Source organism: Marinomonas sp. (assembly GCF_965225885.1).
GTDB lineage: Bacteria > Pseudomonadota > Gammaproteobacteria > Pseudomonadales > Marinomonadaceae > Marinomonas.
Genome location: NZ_OZ245329.1, coordinates 65522 through 81983, shown reverse-complemented (window position 1 = coordinate 81983; position 16462 = coordinate 65522). Strand labels below are relative to the sequence as shown.

15 protein-coding genes are annotated in these 16462 nt (G+C 42.0%); 13 read left to right on the top strand and 2 right to left on the bottom strand.

Annotated elements, in window-relative coordinates:
- The gene (locus ACO05V_RS00375) at positions 1-1326 is read right to left on the bottom strand and encodes a DUF2868 domain-containing protein (protein ID WP_421846431.1); all 1326 of its coding nucleotides are present in this window, start codon (positions 1324-1326) and stop codon (positions 1-3) included.
- Positions 1327-1649: 323 nt separating this feature from the next.
- Between ACO05V_RS00375 and ACO05V_RS00370 the strand changes: the two genes are divergently transcribed.
- Positions 1650-3263 carry a methyl-accepting chemotaxis protein gene (locus tag ACO05V_RS00370; protein ID WP_421846429.1) on the top strand — a complete coding sequence of 538 codons (1614 nt, stop codon included), beginning with the start codon at positions 1650-1652 and terminating at the stop codon, positions 3261-3263.
- Positions 3264-3340: 77 nt separating this feature from the next.
- Here ACO05V_RS00370 and ACO05V_RS00365 read toward each other — a convergent pair whose 3' ends face one another.
- Positions 3341-3802: an Lrp/AsnC family transcriptional regulator gene (locus ACO05V_RS00365; RefSeq protein WP_012071717.1), complete on the bottom strand. Its 462-nt coding sequence runs from the start codon at positions 3800-3802 to the stop codon at positions 3341-3343.
- Between the two features lie 136 nt (positions 3803-3938).
- Between ACO05V_RS00365 and ACO05V_RS00360 the strand changes: the two genes are divergently transcribed.
- The 12 genes from ACO05V_RS00360 (at position 3939) to ACO05V_RS00305 (ending at position 16443) form a co-directional block, all read left to right on the top strand.
- Complete coding sequence (locus ACO05V_RS00360) at positions 3939-4895, top strand: DMT family transporter (protein WP_421846426.1); 957 nt, start codon at positions 3939-3941, stop codon at positions 4893-4895.
- Positions 4896-5231: 336 nt separating this feature from the next.
- A complete protein-coding gene (locus ACO05V_RS00355) occupies positions 5232-5714 on the top strand; it encodes a TRAP transporter small permease (protein WP_212916731.1) in 483 nt (160 codons plus the stop codon).
- Positions 5711-6991, top strand: coding sequence for a TRAP transporter large permease subunit (locus ACO05V_RS00350; protein ID WP_421846424.1), 1281 nt, complete (start codon positions 5711-5713; stop codon positions 6989-6991). The genes ACO05V_RS00355 and ACO05V_RS00350 overlap by 4 nt, the downstream gene beginning before the upstream one ends.
- A 16-nt stretch (positions 6992-7007) precedes the next feature.
- The gene (locus ACO05V_RS00345) at positions 7008-8000 is read left to right on the top strand and encodes a DctP family TRAP transporter solute-binding subunit (protein ID WP_421846422.1); all 993 of its coding nucleotides are present in this window, start codon (positions 7008-7010) and stop codon (positions 7998-8000) included.
- A gap of 122 nt (positions 8001-8122) precedes the next feature.
- Positions 8123-8818 (top strand): L-ribulose-5-phosphate 4-epimerase, encoded by a 696-nt coding sequence (locus ACO05V_RS00340; protein WP_421846420.1) that lies wholly within the window; start codon positions 8123-8125, stop codon positions 8816-8818.
- Between the two features lie 9 nt (positions 8819-8827).
- Positions 8828-9661, top strand: coding sequence for a Cof-type HAD-IIB family hydrolase (locus ACO05V_RS00335; RefSeq protein WP_421846418.1), 834 nt, complete (start codon positions 8828-8830; stop codon positions 9659-9661).
- Entirely contained in the window at positions 9658-11181 is a 1524-nt protein-coding gene (locus ACO05V_RS00330) for an FGGY-family carbohydrate kinase (RefSeq protein ID WP_421846416.1), read from the top strand. Before ACO05V_RS00335 ends, ACO05V_RS00330 begins: the two co-directional genes overlap by 4 nt.
- A gap of 23 nt (positions 11182-11204) precedes the next feature.
- Positions 11205-11849, top strand: coding sequence for a 3-keto-L-gulonate-6-phosphate decarboxylase UlaD (locus tag ACO05V_RS00325; RefSeq protein WP_421846414.1), 645 nt, complete (start codon positions 11205-11207; stop codon positions 11847-11849).
- Between the two features lie 6 nt (positions 11850-11855).
- Entirely contained in the window at positions 11856-12614 is a 759-nt protein-coding gene (locus ACO05V_RS00320; protein WP_421846412.1) for an IclR family transcriptional regulator, read from the top strand.
- A gap of 9 nt (positions 12615-12623) precedes the next feature.
- Complete coding sequence (locus ACO05V_RS00315) at positions 12624-13493, top strand: L-ribulose-5-phosphate 3-epimerase (RefSeq protein WP_421846410.1); 870 nt, start codon at positions 12624-12626, stop codon at positions 13491-13493.
- 364 nt (positions 13494-13857) lie between these two features.
- On the top strand, positions 13858-14865 hold the full coding sequence (gene yiaK, locus ACO05V_RS00310) for a 3-dehydro-L-gulonate 2-dehydrogenase (RefSeq protein WP_421846408.1): 1008 nt from the start codon (positions 13858-13860) through the stop codon (positions 14863-14865).
- Between the two features lie 69 nt (positions 14866-14934).
- Positions 14935-16443: a sugar ABC transporter ATP-binding protein gene (locus tag ACO05V_RS00305; protein WP_421846406.1), complete on the top strand. Its 1509-nt coding sequence runs from the start codon at positions 14935-14937 to the stop codon at positions 16441-16443.
- Positions 16444-16462 lie beyond the last annotated feature (19 nt).

The window sequence follows — 16462 nt, the reverse complement described above, 5'->3', positions numbered from 1 at the left end:
TTAGTCCTTTTGTTTGAGTTGAGTAGAGTGAAGACGTGTTTCTCTGGCAAGTCGCTGCCAATCCTCAATGAATCTAGCGTTTTCATTACCCGATATCACCATCACTAATGAAGGATACGTCATACCTGCTCGGGAGAAAAAGCGTCTTGTGCCTCGATCTGGGCTCTGTTCAGCATTGACCAGAATATAAATAGGATCGTCGCTGGACGATGCCAAAAACTGATCTTGTTCTTCTCGGCTGTTTAGTAAAGATAGAGAGCTTGCAGAGTGTAAATAATCAGGCTTAGCACCGCTCCATTCAAACAAAGCCCAACGTTGAGAAAAGGCGCCGTTTGCAAGAGAATCATTATTTGTACCGTCCGAATTCATCGGCGAGCGAGAGGTTTTATGATGGTCTGCATCTAAGATATTGCGGCTCTGGCTTTCCTGTTGGCGATAACGATTCTGAATGATTTTTTCTTGCGTACTGAGTGGCTGAATGGCTCGCTTAAAGTGGTACATCCCCAAACAGATGACGGTAAAAATTAGCCTCGGCAGCACGCCGTATATAAAAATACTTGCGAGTAGAAAGTTCGCCCAATGCTGTCTGGTGGCAGCGGTTTGTGAAATAAGGTCGACGCGACTGGCGAGAATGTCTAATTGGTTAGGAAGAGCAATACCAAACCACTGTGGAATAGCGCTGAGCGTTTGCGTCAGTTGAATAAAAGCATCGTCGCTTAATAGCGTGGTTTCCCAGACAAAGTTGACTTGATTGGTCAGTAGCAAAAGCAGAGTCATGACCCAACCTGCCAATAAATAACAGCCCCATGCACCATGAGAAAGACTGCTGATTAACCATTTATTCGAATGAGCAGGGCATTGCCAATGGATGTAAGCCGCACTCACGTCTGTGTTGATATGTGAGTGCTTACTTATCTTACGATTCAGAAAAATCAGCAGGCTTAACAATATACCTTTGCTTTCTGTGTGTTGTTTCATGGTGGCTATCATGGTAACAAACCAAACGACAAAATTTAGCGCATGAAATCCCAGCAAGATAATGAACAACCAAAAAATATTCACCTGATTGGATTGGCCTGTCGCAAAAGCGGGTGGCACAGCCATAAAACCCAGCAACAAAGAAACGATCAGCAACCCTAAAATTCCACGATTAAAGTAACGCTTTAGCTGTGTAAATTGAGCTAGGTAGCTGGTGGATTTAGGTGATGTTTCTAGTTCTTTTAGCGCACTAGGTAGATCGTTTGCGTGAGCTGACAGTCGAAACTCGGTATGCGTTTCTAACCAAGCTGCTAGGGCAAGTTTGGCTTTGAATGTTGGGAAAGTCATGTTATCGCGTTGCTCTTTTCATAGATTCGTATGCACTCCATTGTCCTCTTTATTACTTTGTTTTACTTGATGTTGCCAGTAAAGGCAAAAGCCACGAGGTGTTTCTCGAATATTTTTATACTTGTATTTAAAAACAGAGTCTCATCAATCAGTTAGGATCATGTTTTGTTTTATTGCGCTATATCAAGAAGACAGTGTTTATAGGTTATGAAGTGCAGTATAAATGTAGGTAATTGTTAATGCAGATTGATTCATTGCGTTAAGCCACTCTACTATCATCTTATATGCCGTAGACACGGTGGTTTTTGTTAGGAGGCAAAATTATGCGTTTAAATTCCATTAGGGTAAAAAGTTCGTTACCTGTTGTTGTCATGAGTATCACTTTTGCCATTGCCATGACGGCAATGGGATACATTGTTAATCAATTAAGTGCTGCCTTAGACGCGCAAGTAGATTCATATGGGAAAGCCTCTGCTGTTATCCTGAATGCTGATCGAGATCTTTACCAAGCTAAGCTTGCTGAGCAACGTATTGTCGTTGGTGTTGGCAAGCTTGATGATGAAGAAAAGGATCGTGTTGAAAATGCTCAACAAGTAAAAGATCGTTTTAATTTATTTCGTCAGTACTTATCCGCCGAACCTCAGATTTATAATTCACTGGGTGACTTTGATAAAGCCTTTACGACTTGGTTGAACGCTTCCAATGCCTTTGTGACGTTAGATAAGAATGCGCCGACCTTCGCCGCTGCAGAGAAAAAAGCTAACGCAGATTTTAGTGCTCTTAGAGGCATTCTTGATAAAGCGGGTGAGGCGGTAAATAACCATGCGGAAGAATCTAAAAAGCGCATTATTGAAGAAGAAAAAGCGTTTGAAAAAGTGGCGATTGTTATTGTGCTTATCGGTTTGCTGATTGCCGCTTGGTTCAGCTACACAACACCGAAAACACTTACTAATCAAGTGCGTTACTTGGGACAACGTATTCGTGAAATTTCTGAAGGCGATGGCGATTTAACTCAACGTATCGAATTTTCTACTAAAGATGAATTGGGGGATCTTGCTAATGAATTTAACGATTTTGTCGGTCGCCTAAGAGTTATTATTGCTAATATTCATAAACAGTCTGACGCGTTGGGAGAAATGACAGGTCAGTTAAATAGCGTCGCAATGAAAACTTCTGGAATTACGACCGCATTAGCGAATGCCTCTGCCTCTATTGTTAGCGCTGGTCATGAAATGGACATGTCTAACCAACAAATGGCGACGGTAGCACGTGATACTGCAGAAGAAGCGAAGACTTCTAATAGTTTGACGCAAAATGGTATGACTGCAGTCAATAAATCACAGCACGCGATTACTGAACTGGTTTCTGATATAGAGTTGGCATTAGGCCGCTCTGATGAACTACAAAAGAGTTCTGAGAACATAGCCTCTGTCTTAGAAGTGATTCGCAACATTGCAGAACAAACCAACTTGCTAGCATTGAACGCCGCAATTGAAGCCGCGCGTGCTGGCGAGCAAGGTCGTGGTTTCGCAGTGGTCGCCGATGAGGTTCGTACCTTAGCAACACGAACTCAAGACAGCACCAATGAAATTGAGTCTATGATTGAGAAACTAAAAATCAACGTAGCAGAATCGTCTAAAGCGATACAGAACAGCCGTGATAACGCTGGGTTTACTGTGGAGAATTTTGACGAAGTAACCAAGGTGTTCAATAGTTTGCAGGAATCTTTCGCAAAAGTTCAGGAGATGGCGGCACAAACGGCTCAAGCGACAGAAGAGCAATCCATTGTTGCTAATGACATCAACCAAAACATGGTGTCGTTGAAAGACCAAACTGATTCTGTTCAGTCTGTATCGGATCTTATCCAACAGCAGTCCAAAGACATTACTAAGCTGTATAAAAACCTTGATCAGCAAGTTGGAAGTTTTAAAGTTTAGGTCTACCGCGTAACGTAAACTAAAACCGTTTATCGAAAGATAAGCGGTTTTTTCATTTATAGTCTGAGATAAGTCGCTTAAGACATTCTTTTTAATGGCAATGGCGCCGCCGTTTTGACCGAGCGAATAGCAAAATGGCTTTGAATGTCTTTTACATGAGGTAAGGACTGTAAGGCTTTTAGAATACGCTCGTAGTCCTGCAAATCCACCGCGACTACTTCTAGACGATAATCTGCAATGCCGGAGACAAGATGGGCGCTGATGATGTCTTCCATCTCTAAAATCGCATTCTCAAACACAATGTGCTTGTCGCCTGCATGGCTCTTCAAACGCACTTCCACAAATACTGTCATGGAAAATCCTGCCTTTTGACGATCAATGCGAGCGTGATAACCCTCGATCACACCAGAGTCTTCTAATTGCTTAACGCGGCGTAAACAAGGCGAGGGCGATAAGTGGATTTCCTCCGCCAATGCCACGTTAGTCAGACGTCCGTCTGATTGCAGATGAGAGAGAATATCTAGGTCTGTTTTATCCATATTGGCATACTTAGTAATTTATAGAGTCGAATTGAGTGTTATATGCTAAAAATTAGCCTTTCTTGAGGGTAAATAGCAAGGACATGCTCGCGGATGAGAGCAGATAATAAAGCTATCGATTTCCCGCGAGGTGGTTATGCCCCAAACAGTCACACAACAGACAGTATCAATGTCGGCTCAAGAGCCACCAAAATACAAACAATATGCCACTGGCTGGGGCTTTCGTCTTGGTTTATTAGCTGCTTTTGTGAGTATCTTGATTTGGGCTTCTTGGCTAGTCAGTATGCGTGCCGGAATGACCAATACTTTGACTGCTTTCGACTTGGGGATTTTACGTTTTTCTCCGCCAGCATTATTGCTGTTTCCTTTCTTGTGGCGAGCCAGAGCACAAGTAAAAGCGGTTTCTCCCATACTTTTGTTAGGTATCATCTGTGGTGCAGGCTTGCCATTTTTCTACCTAAGTGCGACAGGTTTGAAATATGCACCAGCGTCTCACGCAGGTTTATTGATTCTTGGTGCCTTTCCCTTCTTTGTGACCTTGTTGGCTGTGCTTTTCTATCAAGAAAAAGTCAGCCGCGAACGCAAGATTGGTTTGAGCTTAGTCAGTATTGGCGTGATTGTTCTGCTCAGTTTGTCATTACTAACCGCGCCAGAAAACACCTGGAAAGGTGATCTATTACTGCTAGCTGCGAGTTTCTTCTGGGCGGTGTATACCGTCAGTTTACGGATTGCAGGCTTACCGCCTTTGGTATCAACGGCATTGATGGGTTTAGTTTCACTGATCGCACTGGCTTTCTTATGGGCAACGGGACTGGCTTCTAGCGGTTTAGCGGATGCCTCTTGGGATATGCTGGCAGGTCAAATTCTCGTGCAAAGTCTACTCGTCGGCTTGATGACGGGTTTTTCCTACGGCTATGCCATCCAAAAGCTGGGCGCTGAAAACATGGCCGCCATCGGCGCCTTTACCCCAGTACTCGCCGCGCTCATCGCCATCCCCGTACTTGGCGAACACCTAGAAGGTTACTCCATCGCGGGGCTAATCTTCGTTAGTGTTGGTGTCGTTATCGCCAGCGGGATCTTTAAAAAGCGGTAGTTTTGTTGGTTTATTGCTTTGAATAGCGGCTGCTGATGTAAATATTGTAGTGTGTTTTATCTAACCGCCTATCTTCGATTCGAAGGTCGGCGGTTTTTTTTACTCAGATTTACAGGTGAAATAACTTTCTAAAAAAAACTGTGCAAAAAAGCTTCATTTTATTTATTTTTATGTCATTATGCGGGAATAGTGTTTATTAATATTTCGTATTACGGAATGTTGTGTTTTTAATATCTCTTTTTTTGAGTGATCTTAAAGCGCAAGGAAGTGACATTTATAAATATAAAAAAGTGAAACCATTGGGCTTTCCCAAAGAGTTTACAGAGGTTTTAGAGCATGAAAAAAATAATAAAATGGATGTGGCAGGGTATTGATGTGTTGATCACCGTTATTCTTGCCGTAATGGTTGTATTGGTATTTACCAATGTCGTTCTACGATATGGTTTTTCTTCTGGAATACGCTCTTCTGTTGAACTGTCTCGTTTAGGTCTGGTATGGATTGTTTTGCTGGGTGCTGCTGTGGTACTACGTCGAGGCGAACATCTTGTGGTGACAGAATTTTCCGAACGTTTTTTTCCTTCGGCTGTGCCTATTTTAAATCGATTTATTTGGTTGGTTATTCTCATCTCGTCAAGCATGTTGTTTGTTGGGGCGTTGAATCAAACCCTGGCAAACTGGCATAACATTTCTCCTTTAACTGGTCTTCCTACAGCGCTATTTGCATTGGCAGGTGTGATTTCAGGTCTGCTTATTGGGCTGATTTCTTTGGTTCGAATATTTAATCCCAGTTGGTTATTGGAACAGGAGAATGACGAATGACTCTGACGATTTTTCTTGGGGTATTGATCGCCTCTATTCTGCTTGGGTTACCGGTTTCTTTTGCTTTATTGTTGTCTTCCATGGCGTTGATGCTTCATATGGATTTGTTTAGTGCAGACATTTTGTCTCAAGCACTGATCGGTGGTGTTGATAGTTTTACTTTATTAGCGATTCCTTTCTTTTTGATTGCTGGTGAGGTGATGGCAACAGGTGGATTGTCTGAACGCATTGTTCGTCTTGCTAATACTTTTGTAGGTCACCGAAAAGGTGGGCTAGGTTATGTTGCTATTTTTACTTCTATTTTATTGGCTGGCTTGTCTGGCTCAGCAGTGGCCGATGCTGCAGCCTTGGTCAGTATCCTTTATCCAATGATGAAAAACGCTAAGTATCCGGAGGGTTCGTCTATAGGTTTACTGGCGTCTGGTGGGATTATTGCTCCAGTTATACCGCCTTCTATTCCTCTAATTTTGATTGGTGTTGCTGGTGGTATTTCCATTAAGAACCTATTCATTGGCGGTATTGTGCCAGGTTTGTTAATGGGCATGACGTTGGTGTTCATGTGGGGCTTTATTGTTCGAAAAGAAAAATTAGATATTGAGAAAAAAGCGACTTTTTCGGAAAAAATGGTCGCGTTAAAAGATGGTATTTGGGCGTTGTTTTTACCCATTATCATTTTAGGGGGGATTCGTTTTGGCATATTTACGCCAACTGAAGCAGCAGTTGTCGCTGCAGTGTACGCCATTCTTGTGTCGTCTTTTATCTATAAAGAACTGAATTTCAAACGTTTGTACTATGTGCTTGGTCGTGCTGGGCGTTCCACAGCGATGGTCATGTTTTTGGTGGGGTGTGCCATGGTTGCTGCTTGGCTGATTACAGTGGCTCAGTTGCCTCAGCAATTGGCAGAGATTTTAGCGCCTATGATAGACAGCCCTCGTTTGCTGATGGCCATCATTATGCTCTTGGTGTTTCTAGTCGGAATGGTGATGGATTTAAGCCCTACCATTTTGATTCTGGTTCCTTTGTTAATGCCCATCGTCAAAATGGCAGGAATCGACCCTGTTTATTTTGGTTTGATGTTTGTTATCAACACGTCTATTGGTTTGATTACACCACCTGTTGGCACGGTTTTAAACGTTGTGTGTGGTGTATCCCGAGTTTCTATTTCTACTTCTGTGAAAGGAATTCTGCCTTTTATAGGAGCCTATGTCGCTCTGTTAATACTCTTCATAGTATTCCCCAGCATTATTACTGTCCCGATGAAATTTATTATTGGATAACCCAAGGAGAAAAATAATGAAAAAAATAACAAGGTTATTTAAGCAAGTAGGTCTTGTGTCTGTAGTGTCTTGTGCCGTGTTATCAAATTTGGCACAAGCAGCAACAACTTTGAAGCTAGCTCATGCTGCCCCAGAATCTGATTTGCAGCAGGATATGTCTTTGTTCTTTAAAAAAGAAGTGGAAGCTCGAAGCAATGGTGATATTAAGGTGAATATTTTTCCTCAAGGTCAGCTTGGTAACGACCAACAGATGATCCAGAGTACTCGTTTCGGCTTAGTTGATTTTTCTATTGTTGGGCTGAATAACTACTCTGGTCTTTTACCTGAATCTGCTGCTTTTACCCTACCTTTTATGTTCCCAAATCGCAGTGCTGCTTACAAAGTGCTTGATGGCGAGGTGGGGCAGTCAGTATCTAAACAAATGGAGGCCTTTGATCTAAAAGGTCTAGGTTATCCAGAAAATGGCTATCGTAATATGACCAATAGTCGAGGTCCAATTCGAACGCCAGCCGATGTGAAAGGTCTGCGTATGAGAGTGAATGGCTCTAAAGCGTTGAATGATATGTTCAACCTTTTAGGTGCTAATCCAACACAGATTCCTGTTTCAGAGCTTTATACCGCCTTGGAAACTGGTGTGGTAGATGCTCAAGATCATCCTATTGGCGTAACCTTGTCGTTCAAATTTTACGAGGTGCAAAAATACCTGAGTTTAACTCAGCATGCTTATTCTCCTCTTGCGTTCACGATGAATCTTAAATCTTTCAATAAATTGAGTCCTGCTAATCAGGAAATTATTACTCAGGTAGCAAAAGATGCGGTAGATATGCAGCGTAAACTGAGTATAGAGAAAGAAGATTCAATGATTGCAGACTTGGAAAAAGATGGCATGAAAGTCAATCGTGATGTTGATGGCGCAGCATTTCAAGAAGCAGTTAAACCAGTTTGGGAAGCATTTATCAAAGAGCATGGTGACAAGATGGTGAACGACATTTTAGCGGCTTCTAAATAGTTCTAGCACTCGAGCCTTATCGGTAATTAGTGAGTGTCAGTTTTTATTTTTAAATTACTTTTTGTTCATCTGCTTATCATGTTAAAGCCATGATAAGCAGATATTACTAGTCGAGAATTATCATGTATCAGACATTAAAAGAAAGAGTATTGAAGGCCAATTTGCAGTTGCCTGAATATGGTCTGGTGACCTTTACATGGGGCAATGTGTCAGAAATTGATCGTGACAGAAAGGTGATAGCCATTAAACCTTCTGGTGTGAAATACACCGATATGACAGTAGATGACATTGTTGTCATTGATTTTGATGGGAATTGTGTAGAAGGAAAGCTAAACCCTTCTAGTGATACAGCAACTCATATTGAACTCTATAAAGCCTTTCCAAGTATCGGAGGCATTGTGCATACGCACTCCCGCCATGCCACGATATGGGCTCAAGCTGGTTTAGATATTCCTGCATTAGGAACCACCCATGCCGATTATTTTTATGGTGATATTCCTTGCACCAGAATGTTGAGTGCGGATGAAATCTCTAAAGATTACGAGAAGAACACAGGCATAGTGATTATTGAAGAATTTCGCAAGCGAGGAATCAGTGAGACAGCGGTGCCAGGGACTATTATTTCTGGTCATGCGCCTTTTTCTTGGGGAAAAGATGCCTTTGATGCGGTACACAATGCGGTTGTATTGGAAGAAATATCCGCGATGGCAATTGGAACTCGAGCTTTGAATCAGCAGATCAAAGTACAGGATGAATTGCTGGATAAACACTATATGCGTAAGCATGGTGATAATGCGTACTACGGTCAGAAGAAATAAGGCAATTCTATGTATGAATTATTAGCACTCGATTTGGACGGCACTGTACTCAAATCAGATCGTACTATTAGTCCTACTCTGATCGCCAAAATCCGCGAACTTTCTGAACGTATTCCAGTGATGATAGTAACTGGACGCCATCATACGACGGCGCGTCCTTACTATTTAGAGCTTGGCTTGAAAACACCAATTATTTGCTGCAATGGTGCTTACGTTTATGACTATCAAAATGAGCAAGTACTCCAGCATAACGCTTTGTCAAAAGATGTTGCTAAACAGTTTGTTTCGCTAGCAGAAAAGCACGATGTGACTGCTGTTATGTATGTCACTAATGCCATGTTGCATTCAAAACATCGCCCTTTACCTTATGTTGAAGCTTTGTCTGAATGGGCAAGTACCTTCCCAATAGGGAGTCGTCCACAGATATATAAGGTCGATAATTTTCATCAAGAGATTGAGCGTCACTCCTTCGTTTGGAAATTTGTTTTAGAGGGAAGAGAAGTAGATCACTTTGCTGCATCGCCTTTTATTCAGCAGCACTTTAATGGGGAGTATTCTTGGACGAATCGCATCGACTTTGCTCGTATTGGGAACACTAAGGGCGCAGCGCTGACAGAATACCTCGAAAAAATAGGTATTAGTGCTGATCGTATTGTTGCGGTAGGGGATCACCATAATGATATCTCTATGCTGACGTTAGCTGGAATGGGCGTCGCTATGCTTAATGCTGATGAAAATATTCAACGACTGGCAGATAGGGTGACAACAGCTACTAATGACGATGATTTTGCCTTAGCAGACTTAATTGATCAGCTTTTTCTGACCGAGGGAGAAAGCAAATGAATTATTTTATTGGTTTAGACTCAGGCGGCACCTTCATGAAGGCCGCTTTGCTAGACAGTAATGGTAAGCAAATAGCGATTACAAAAGTGTCGGCCAAAGTGCTAAACGAGCAACAGGGCTGGGTGGAACGCGAGCTAGATGACTTATGGAACGATGCGAAATCAGCGCTTATTAAGCTACTTAAATCCGTTGATATTGATGCGGCAGATATAAAAGGTTTAAGTATTTCAGCACAAGGCAAAGGGGTGTATCTGTTAGATAAAAAGGGAGAAAACTTACGTAATGGAATTATCTCCTCAGACTCCCGCTCACTAAGCATCGTTAAAAGATGGCAAGAAGAAAAAATCCCCGAAGCTATTTATCCAATTACTTTACAGACCTTGTGGACAGGGCATCCTGTTTCCATTGTTCGTTGGCTAAAAGATCACGAGCCGAAAAATTACCAACAGATCGGGTCAATTTTAATGGCGCATGATTATTTGCGTTATCGCTTGACTGGTAACATTGCTGCGGAGTTAACCAACATTTCAGAGAGCAACTTCTTTAATGCTACTAGCGGTGAATATGATCCCGAATTGCTGAGAGTGTTTGGTATCGAAGAGGTTTTCTCTGCGCTACCCCCGATTATTAAACCAGATGAGCTTGCGGGCTATGTCACCCAAAAAGTTGCTGAAGAAACAGGGTTAGAAGCAGGAACGCCAGTGTTTGGCGGCTTATTTGATGTGGTTTCTACCGCGATTTGTTCTGGTATTAATGCTAATGAGGATACTCTTAATTATGTGACAGGTACTTGGGCAGTGACCTCAGGTATTGCGACTGGTATTCCTTCTGAGTCAGACATAAATGAGTCGAATTACAATTACGTATATGGTCATTATGTTTTGGATAAGCAATATATCATTCATGATGCCAGTCCTACATCGGCTAGTAACTACGAATGGTTTCATGATTATTTGGGCAAGAATGGTGAAATAGATCATCAGACTAATCAACAGCTGGTCTCTGAGTTGCCCACTGCAGCTAGCGAGTTATTTTTTGTACCTTTCCTTTATGGTTCCAACATGGGGTTGGGTATTAAGGCCGGCTTTTATGGCATGCAGTCCCATCACACTAAAGGTCATCTAATTCAAGCGATTTGGGAAGGCATTCTATTTTGTCATAATGTTCATTTGGATCGAATGCGTACTCGTTTCCCTAATGCTTCTGTTCTGAGGGTAACAGGAGGTACAACTACTTCTGAAGTCTGGATGCAGATGCTCGCTGATTTAACAGGCATGTCAGTTGATATACCTAGTCTTGATGAAACTGGGTCTCTTGGTGCTGCTTTAGTTGCCATGGTGGGCGTTGGGCAATATGAAAGTATTGAGTCCGGTCTCGCTGCTATGGCGATTGATGCGAAACGCATTGAGCCGAATCCTGCTCATTATCATGCTTACCAGCGTAAGTATCGACGTTATTTGAAATTGGTGAACCTATTCAAAGAATTTGAGAGCAAAAACTTTGAAGGGACAGAGTTTTAACTTTAAATATTTAAGGAAGCGTTATGACCAAACCTTTATTACAAATTGCGTTAGATGCAACCGATATACAGGCAGCAATAGCATCTGTAGAGAATATTGCGGATTATGTTGACGTTATCGAGATAGGTACTATCTTAGCTTTCGCTCATGGGGTGAAAAGTGTCAGTTTGCTGCGCGAAAAATACCCTCGACATGTTATTGTTTGCGACATGAAAATTACTGATGCTAGTGCTATTTTAACTAAAATTGCATTGGCAGAAGGGGCGAATTGGGTGACGGTAAGTGCTGCTGCACACATTGAGACGATTCGTGCTGCTTATCAAGTGGCTGAGGAATTCTCCGGAGAGATTCAAATTGAACTCTATGGTCATTGGACATTAGAGGATGCTAAGGATTGGTTTGATATAGGCATTACACAAGCTATTTATCATCGCTCAAGAGATGCTGAATTAGCGGGTGTGACGTGGACAGAAGAAGATCTAACAAAAATGAAGGCGTTATCTGATTTAGGAATCGAATTATCTATCACGGGTGGAATTGTGCCCGAAGATCTACATTTGTTTAAAGATCTTAAAGTAAAGTCTTTTATTGCTGGCCGTGCATTGGTGAGTGCTGAGGGACGTTCGATTGCTGAATCCTTCCATAATGAAATTGAAAAATATTGGTAGGTATTAATGAGTGAACAAATAAAGTCACTTCTGAAATCGTTAAGTGTATTGGAGTTTCTAGGTCAATTTCCTAATGGGGCGTCATTACAGACCATTGCACAGCAAACAGGAATGACCAAGTCCTCAGCTCACCGCATTCTTTCTACTTATGAAAGCGCGGGTTATGTAACTCAACTATCTAGTGGTCGTGATTATCGACTGACGATGAAATTGTTACATGTAGGCCAGGTAGCGCTAAATTCAGATGTGACTGGTTTTGTGAAACCTTATTTAACTCAGCTGTTAGGTAGCATTAATGAAACGGTGAACTTCTTGGCTTTTGATGGGGACAATATCCTTTTTAAAGATAAGTTGGAGCCGAGCAATGCTTCGTTTCGTACTCGAACCTATGTTGGACTGCATTCACCTGCCTATTGTTCAGCCGCCGGAAAATGTTTTTTAGCGTTCGCCTCAGATCAGATACGTGAAGCCTATTGGCAACGTAATAACAATATTATGCGGCAGCTAACTGAAAATACTATTTTGGATAAAGGCGCCTTTTTTAAGGAACTAGAGCGGGTAAAAGAGCGTGGCTATGCTATTGACGATGAAGAAAACGAAGCAGGTATATCCTGTGTAGCCATTCCTGTTTTTAATAAAGACGGAATGCCCATTTATGCCATTAGTGTGTCTTCATTGACGCCCAAGATGGCTCGATTAGGCTTTGATTCCCTAGCTGGCACAATTACAAAGACTGCCAAGCTAATTGAGGAAAAGTTGTTTTGAGGTGAAGTAATGATTCATTTTGCAAAGACGTTTCGTTTAGGTATTTATGAAAAGGCATTGCCAGCTGACTTGAGTTGGCGTGAGCGTCTAGAAAATGCCAAGGCGCTGGGGTTTGATTTTCTAGAAATATCCGTTGATGAAACTGAAGATCGTCAAGCTCGCCTTGATTGGTCTGATGACGAAATTTACACCCTGAGAAATCTTTGCATAGAACTTGATATGCCATTGCAGTCAATGTGTCTGAGCGCGCATCGTAAATATCCTTTTGGTTCCATGGATGACAAAGTTAGAGAGCGAGCCTTTGACATTATGGAGAAAGCCATAGCACTCGCTTACAAGCTCGGTATCCGTTGTATTCAAATGGCGGGTTATGATGTGTATTACGAGTCCCAGTCAGAAGAAACACACCAGCGTTTTGTTGCAGGTATGCAGCGAGCTACCAAAATGGCCGAGCGTGCAGGCGTTCTACTTGGTGTAGAAATCATGGATACTCCTTACTTGAATTCTTTGAGCAAGTTTGAGGTACTAAAGCGAGAAATTCCGTCGCCATATTTCATGGCTTATCCAGATGTTGGCAATATCTCTGGTTGGAATCATCATGTACCTACTGAGTTAAAGTTAGGACAAGACCATATTGTGCAGATCCATTTAAAGGATACATTGCGAGTATCTCCAGATAGTAAAGGACAGTTTCGAGATCTGGTTATTGGCGAAGGTGAAGTTGATTTTCATGCCATTTTTAAAACCCTTGTCGAGATAGATTACGCTGCGCCATTTGTGATTGAAATGTGGGCGCAGAATGACAATTGGTACGAAGACATTGTTCAGGCCAAAGCGACACTTGAACGCATAGCTCATGAGTCCGGCTTAGCGCTTTAATGCCTCGTTAAAAATTCACTTATCTCTGGTTACAATAAAACCTGCGTATATTCGTGATGATATTACTGGGTATTCTGGTGCAGGCGGTTGCTTCGACGGAAGTGCTGCCTGCCATCTATCCAAACCACCTACTGTAATACTCTTTATTTTTCTTCTGTCTTGATCTGTAAATCTTATTTTTATAAATAGCCATAGCAGCGTTTTTTTCCTTATAAGTTAAACGATTAACTTTGCTTTTTACTCCTTCAGAATAAAAAAATTAAAAAACTGATCAAAAAAACTTCACATATCTTATCTTTGTGTCATTATACGGAAATAGAATAATGACATATTCCGTATTATGGAATTTAAGGTTTGACTTATTATGCCCATCATTTCTTTAGAATTACTTCAAAACACGTACGAAAAAGCTTTGTTTGCTCGTGACATGTCGCCAGAAATGGCTAAGCGTTTAGCTATTGGGTTTGCTGATATGGCGAACGAAGGGGTTTACTCTCATGGTATCAATCGTTTTCCGGTCTTTATTGGTCAAGTAGACAAGGGGCAGATTCAGCTCAATGCTATCCCAGAATGTGTTAATAAGATGGGCGCCTTAGAACAGTGGGATTGTCATTATGGTCCAGGTGTTTTGAACGGGTTGATTTGCGCGGATCGAGCGATGGAATTGGCGCGTGAGTATGGCATTGGCATGGTCGGTATGCGCAATTCAAATCATTGGATGCGTGGTGGAGCTTACGTATTAGAAATGGCTCGCCAAGGCTTTGCTGGTATTGCGGCGACCAACTCTATTGCTGTGATGCCTGCTTGGGGGGGGAAAGATCACCGTATTGGAACCAATCCGTTAATTATGGCGATAGCAGGTGATCCACCAGTATTGGTTGACTGCTCAATGTCTCAATTTTCTTATGGTCAGTTACAAAATCACGTTCTAGCCGATAAAGAATTACCTGTAGTGGGTGGTTATGATGATGAAGGTAATTTGACCAAGGACCCTCATATTCTTTGGGAAAACAAGCGTGTCTTACCAATGGGCTTCTGGAAAGGTTCTTCCATGTCTATTATTCTCGATATGATGCTGACCGCTATTACTGGTGGACGCTCTGTTCCTGCCATTACAGAAGACCAAGACGGTGAATTTGGTGTGTCGCAATTTCTCATTGCTATTGATCTAAGCAAAACCATAGAAAAAGCTCAGTTTGCAACCGAAATGCAGCGTATTCGCGATTATGTTCTGGCGTCAGAGCCTGCTGAAAGTGGTGAAGTGTCGATCGCGGGATCAAGAATACAAGCCTTTATCGACAAGCATGAAAAAGCCGGCGGTATCGATATTCACCCTGAAATCTGGAGTCAGATCCAACAACTTGCTCAGTAGTATTAAGAGATACCAGCGTTAATAGACATCAATTACTTAACAATAAAAATAATGTAAGTGGGGTGAGGTATGTTGGAAACCAGTGAGCTGAAAAAGTCAGAAACGTCACTTTTGCAGTTTAAGAATATTACTAAAAGATTTGGTAATAGCATCGCAGTGAACGATGTGTCTTTTAATGTAGGTTCACATTCTGTGGTGGCCTTATTGGGAGAGAACGGTGCTGGAAAATCGACTTTGATCAAAACTTTGGCGGGTATTTACCAAGAAGATCAAGGTGAGATTATTTATCAAGGTGTACCGTTAGATCAGAAGAATAGACATCATGATGAAATTGCCTTTATCCATCAGGATTTAGGTCTAGTTGATTGGATGACAGTGTCAGAAAACATGGCGTTAGCTATGGGGTACTGTAAGAAATTTGGTTTAATCGACTGGCCAGCGACTGATGCTCGAGCCGCAGACGCACTCGCTAGCGTCAATGCAGATATAGACCCACGTACTCGAGTATTCCGCTTATCTCGCGCAGAACAATCCTTGATTGCCATTGCTCGTGCCGTTTATTGCAAAGCCAAAATTCTTGTTTTAGATGAACCTACTGCGAGTTTACCTGCTGCCGATGTCGAACGATTATTTGAAGTCATTCGCGATCTTCGTAAAAAAGGCGTGGGCATGATTTATGTTTCCCACCGTTTAGATGAAGTAATGGAAATATCCGACAGCATGGTCATTATGCGAGACGGTTTGTTGGTTGCTGAATGTCTAACAGAAGGTATGAAATCTAAAGAGCTTGTTGAGCTTATCGTTGGTAATGCTCAAAAAGACTTCCATCGACTTAATGTTGCTCCTAGCTCTCCTACTGTACTTGATGTCTCGGATTTTGAAGCCGGAAATGTGGGACCCGTTTCCTTTCATGTAAAACAAGGTGAAATCCTTGGTCTAATTGGCTTACGTGGCGGCGGTCAAGGTGAAGTGGGGCGTGCTTTGTTTGGTGACTATCCAATATTTAGTGGCCAAGTCCGACTGGATGGTCAATTGCTTCACTTAGATTCTACTTCTGCTGCCATTAATGCTGGTATTGGTTATGTAGCGGGCGAGAGGGCGGAGAATCTCGCAATGTCTATGTCTGTTCAAGACAATCTTTTTATTAATCCTTTATTAGGTGAAACGCCTTTCTTGTCGCTCAATGCTCTGTCTAAAGAGCAAGATATAGCGAGTGACTTGATTGATCGCTTTGACGTTCGCCCTAGAGATCCTAATCAGACTATTGAGAACTTAAGTGGTGGTAATCAGCAAAAAGTCATTATGGCTCGTTGGCTAAATTTGAAAAAGCGCGTTTTGATTCTAGATGAACCTACAGCGGGGGTAGATGTAGGTGCTAAGGCTGAAATATACAATTTGCTCAAAACGTCAGTGAGCAATGGGCTCACAGTAATAGTAGTTTCTACTGACTTTGAAGAGATAGAGAAGATTTGTAATCGCTGTTATGTATTCAGCAAAGGGCATATTCATAAAGAGTTAGCAGAGGAGGAAATGACCTTTGCCAATATGCTGAAAGTCGCTTCGGCGGATGGTGAATAGTTACCGAGTTGCTCGTTCG

What these genes read in the sequence shown, in the direction of transcription:
- ACO05V_RS00345 (WP_421846422.1), top strand. Translation starts at nt 7,008, where the DNA reads ATGAAAAAAATAACAAGGTTATTTAAGCAAGTAGGTCTTGTGTCTGTA.
- ACO05V_RS00360 (WP_421846426.1), top strand. Translation starts at nt 3,939, where the DNA reads ATGCCCCAAACAGTCACACAACAGACAGTATCAATGTCGGCTCAAGAG.
- ACO05V_RS00355 (WP_212916731.1), top strand. Translation starts at nt 5,232, where the DNA reads ATGAAAAAAATAATAAAATGGATGTGGCAGGGTATTGATGTGTTGATC.
- ACO05V_RS00315 (WP_421846410.1), top strand. Translation starts at nt 12,624, where the DNA reads ATGATTCATTTTGCAAAGACGTTTCGTTTAGGTATTTATGAAAAGGCA.
- ACO05V_RS00305 (WP_421846406.1), top strand. Translation starts at nt 14,935, where the DNA reads ATGTTGGAAACCAGTGAGCTGAAAAAGTCAGAAACGTCACTTTTGCAG.
- ACO05V_RS00335 (WP_421846418.1), top strand. Translation starts at nt 8,828, where the DNA reads ATGTATGAATTATTAGCACTCGATTTGGACGGCACTGTACTCAAATCA.
- ACO05V_RS00340 (WP_421846420.1), top strand. Translation starts at nt 8,123, where the DNA reads ATGTATCAGACATTAAAAGAAAGAGTATTGAAGGCCAATTTGCAGTTG.
- ACO05V_RS00350 (WP_421846424.1), top strand. Translation starts at nt 5,711, where the DNA reads ATGACTCTGACGATTTTTCTTGGGGTATTGATCGCCTCTATTCTGCTT.
- yiaK (WP_421846408.1), top strand. Translation starts at nt 13,858, where the DNA reads ATGCCCATCATTTCTTTAGAATTACTTCAAAACACGTACGAAAAAGCT.
- ACO05V_RS00325 (WP_421846414.1), top strand. Translation starts at nt 11,205, where the DNA reads ATGACCAAACCTTTATTACAAATTGCGTTAGATGCAACCGATATACAG.
- ACO05V_RS00320 (WP_421846412.1), top strand. Translation starts at nt 11,856, where the DNA reads ATGAGTGAACAAATAAAGTCACTTCTGAAATCGTTAAGTGTATTGGAG.
- ACO05V_RS00375 (WP_421846431.1), bottom strand. Translation starts at nt 1,326, where the DNA reads ATGACTTTCCCAACATTCAAAGCCAAACTTGCCCTAGCAGCTTGGTTA.
- ACO05V_RS00370 (WP_421846429.1), top strand. Translation starts at nt 1,650, where the DNA reads ATGCGTTTAAATTCCATTAGGGTAAAAAGTTCGTTACCTGTTGTTGTC.
- ACO05V_RS00365 (WP_012071717.1), bottom strand. Translation starts at nt 3,802, where the DNA reads ATGGATAAAACAGACCTAGATATTCTCTCTCATCTGCAATCAGACGGA.
- ACO05V_RS00330 (WP_421846416.1), top strand. Translation starts at nt 9,658, where the DNA reads ATGAATTATTTTATTGGTTTAGACTCAGGCGGCACCTTCATGAAGGCC.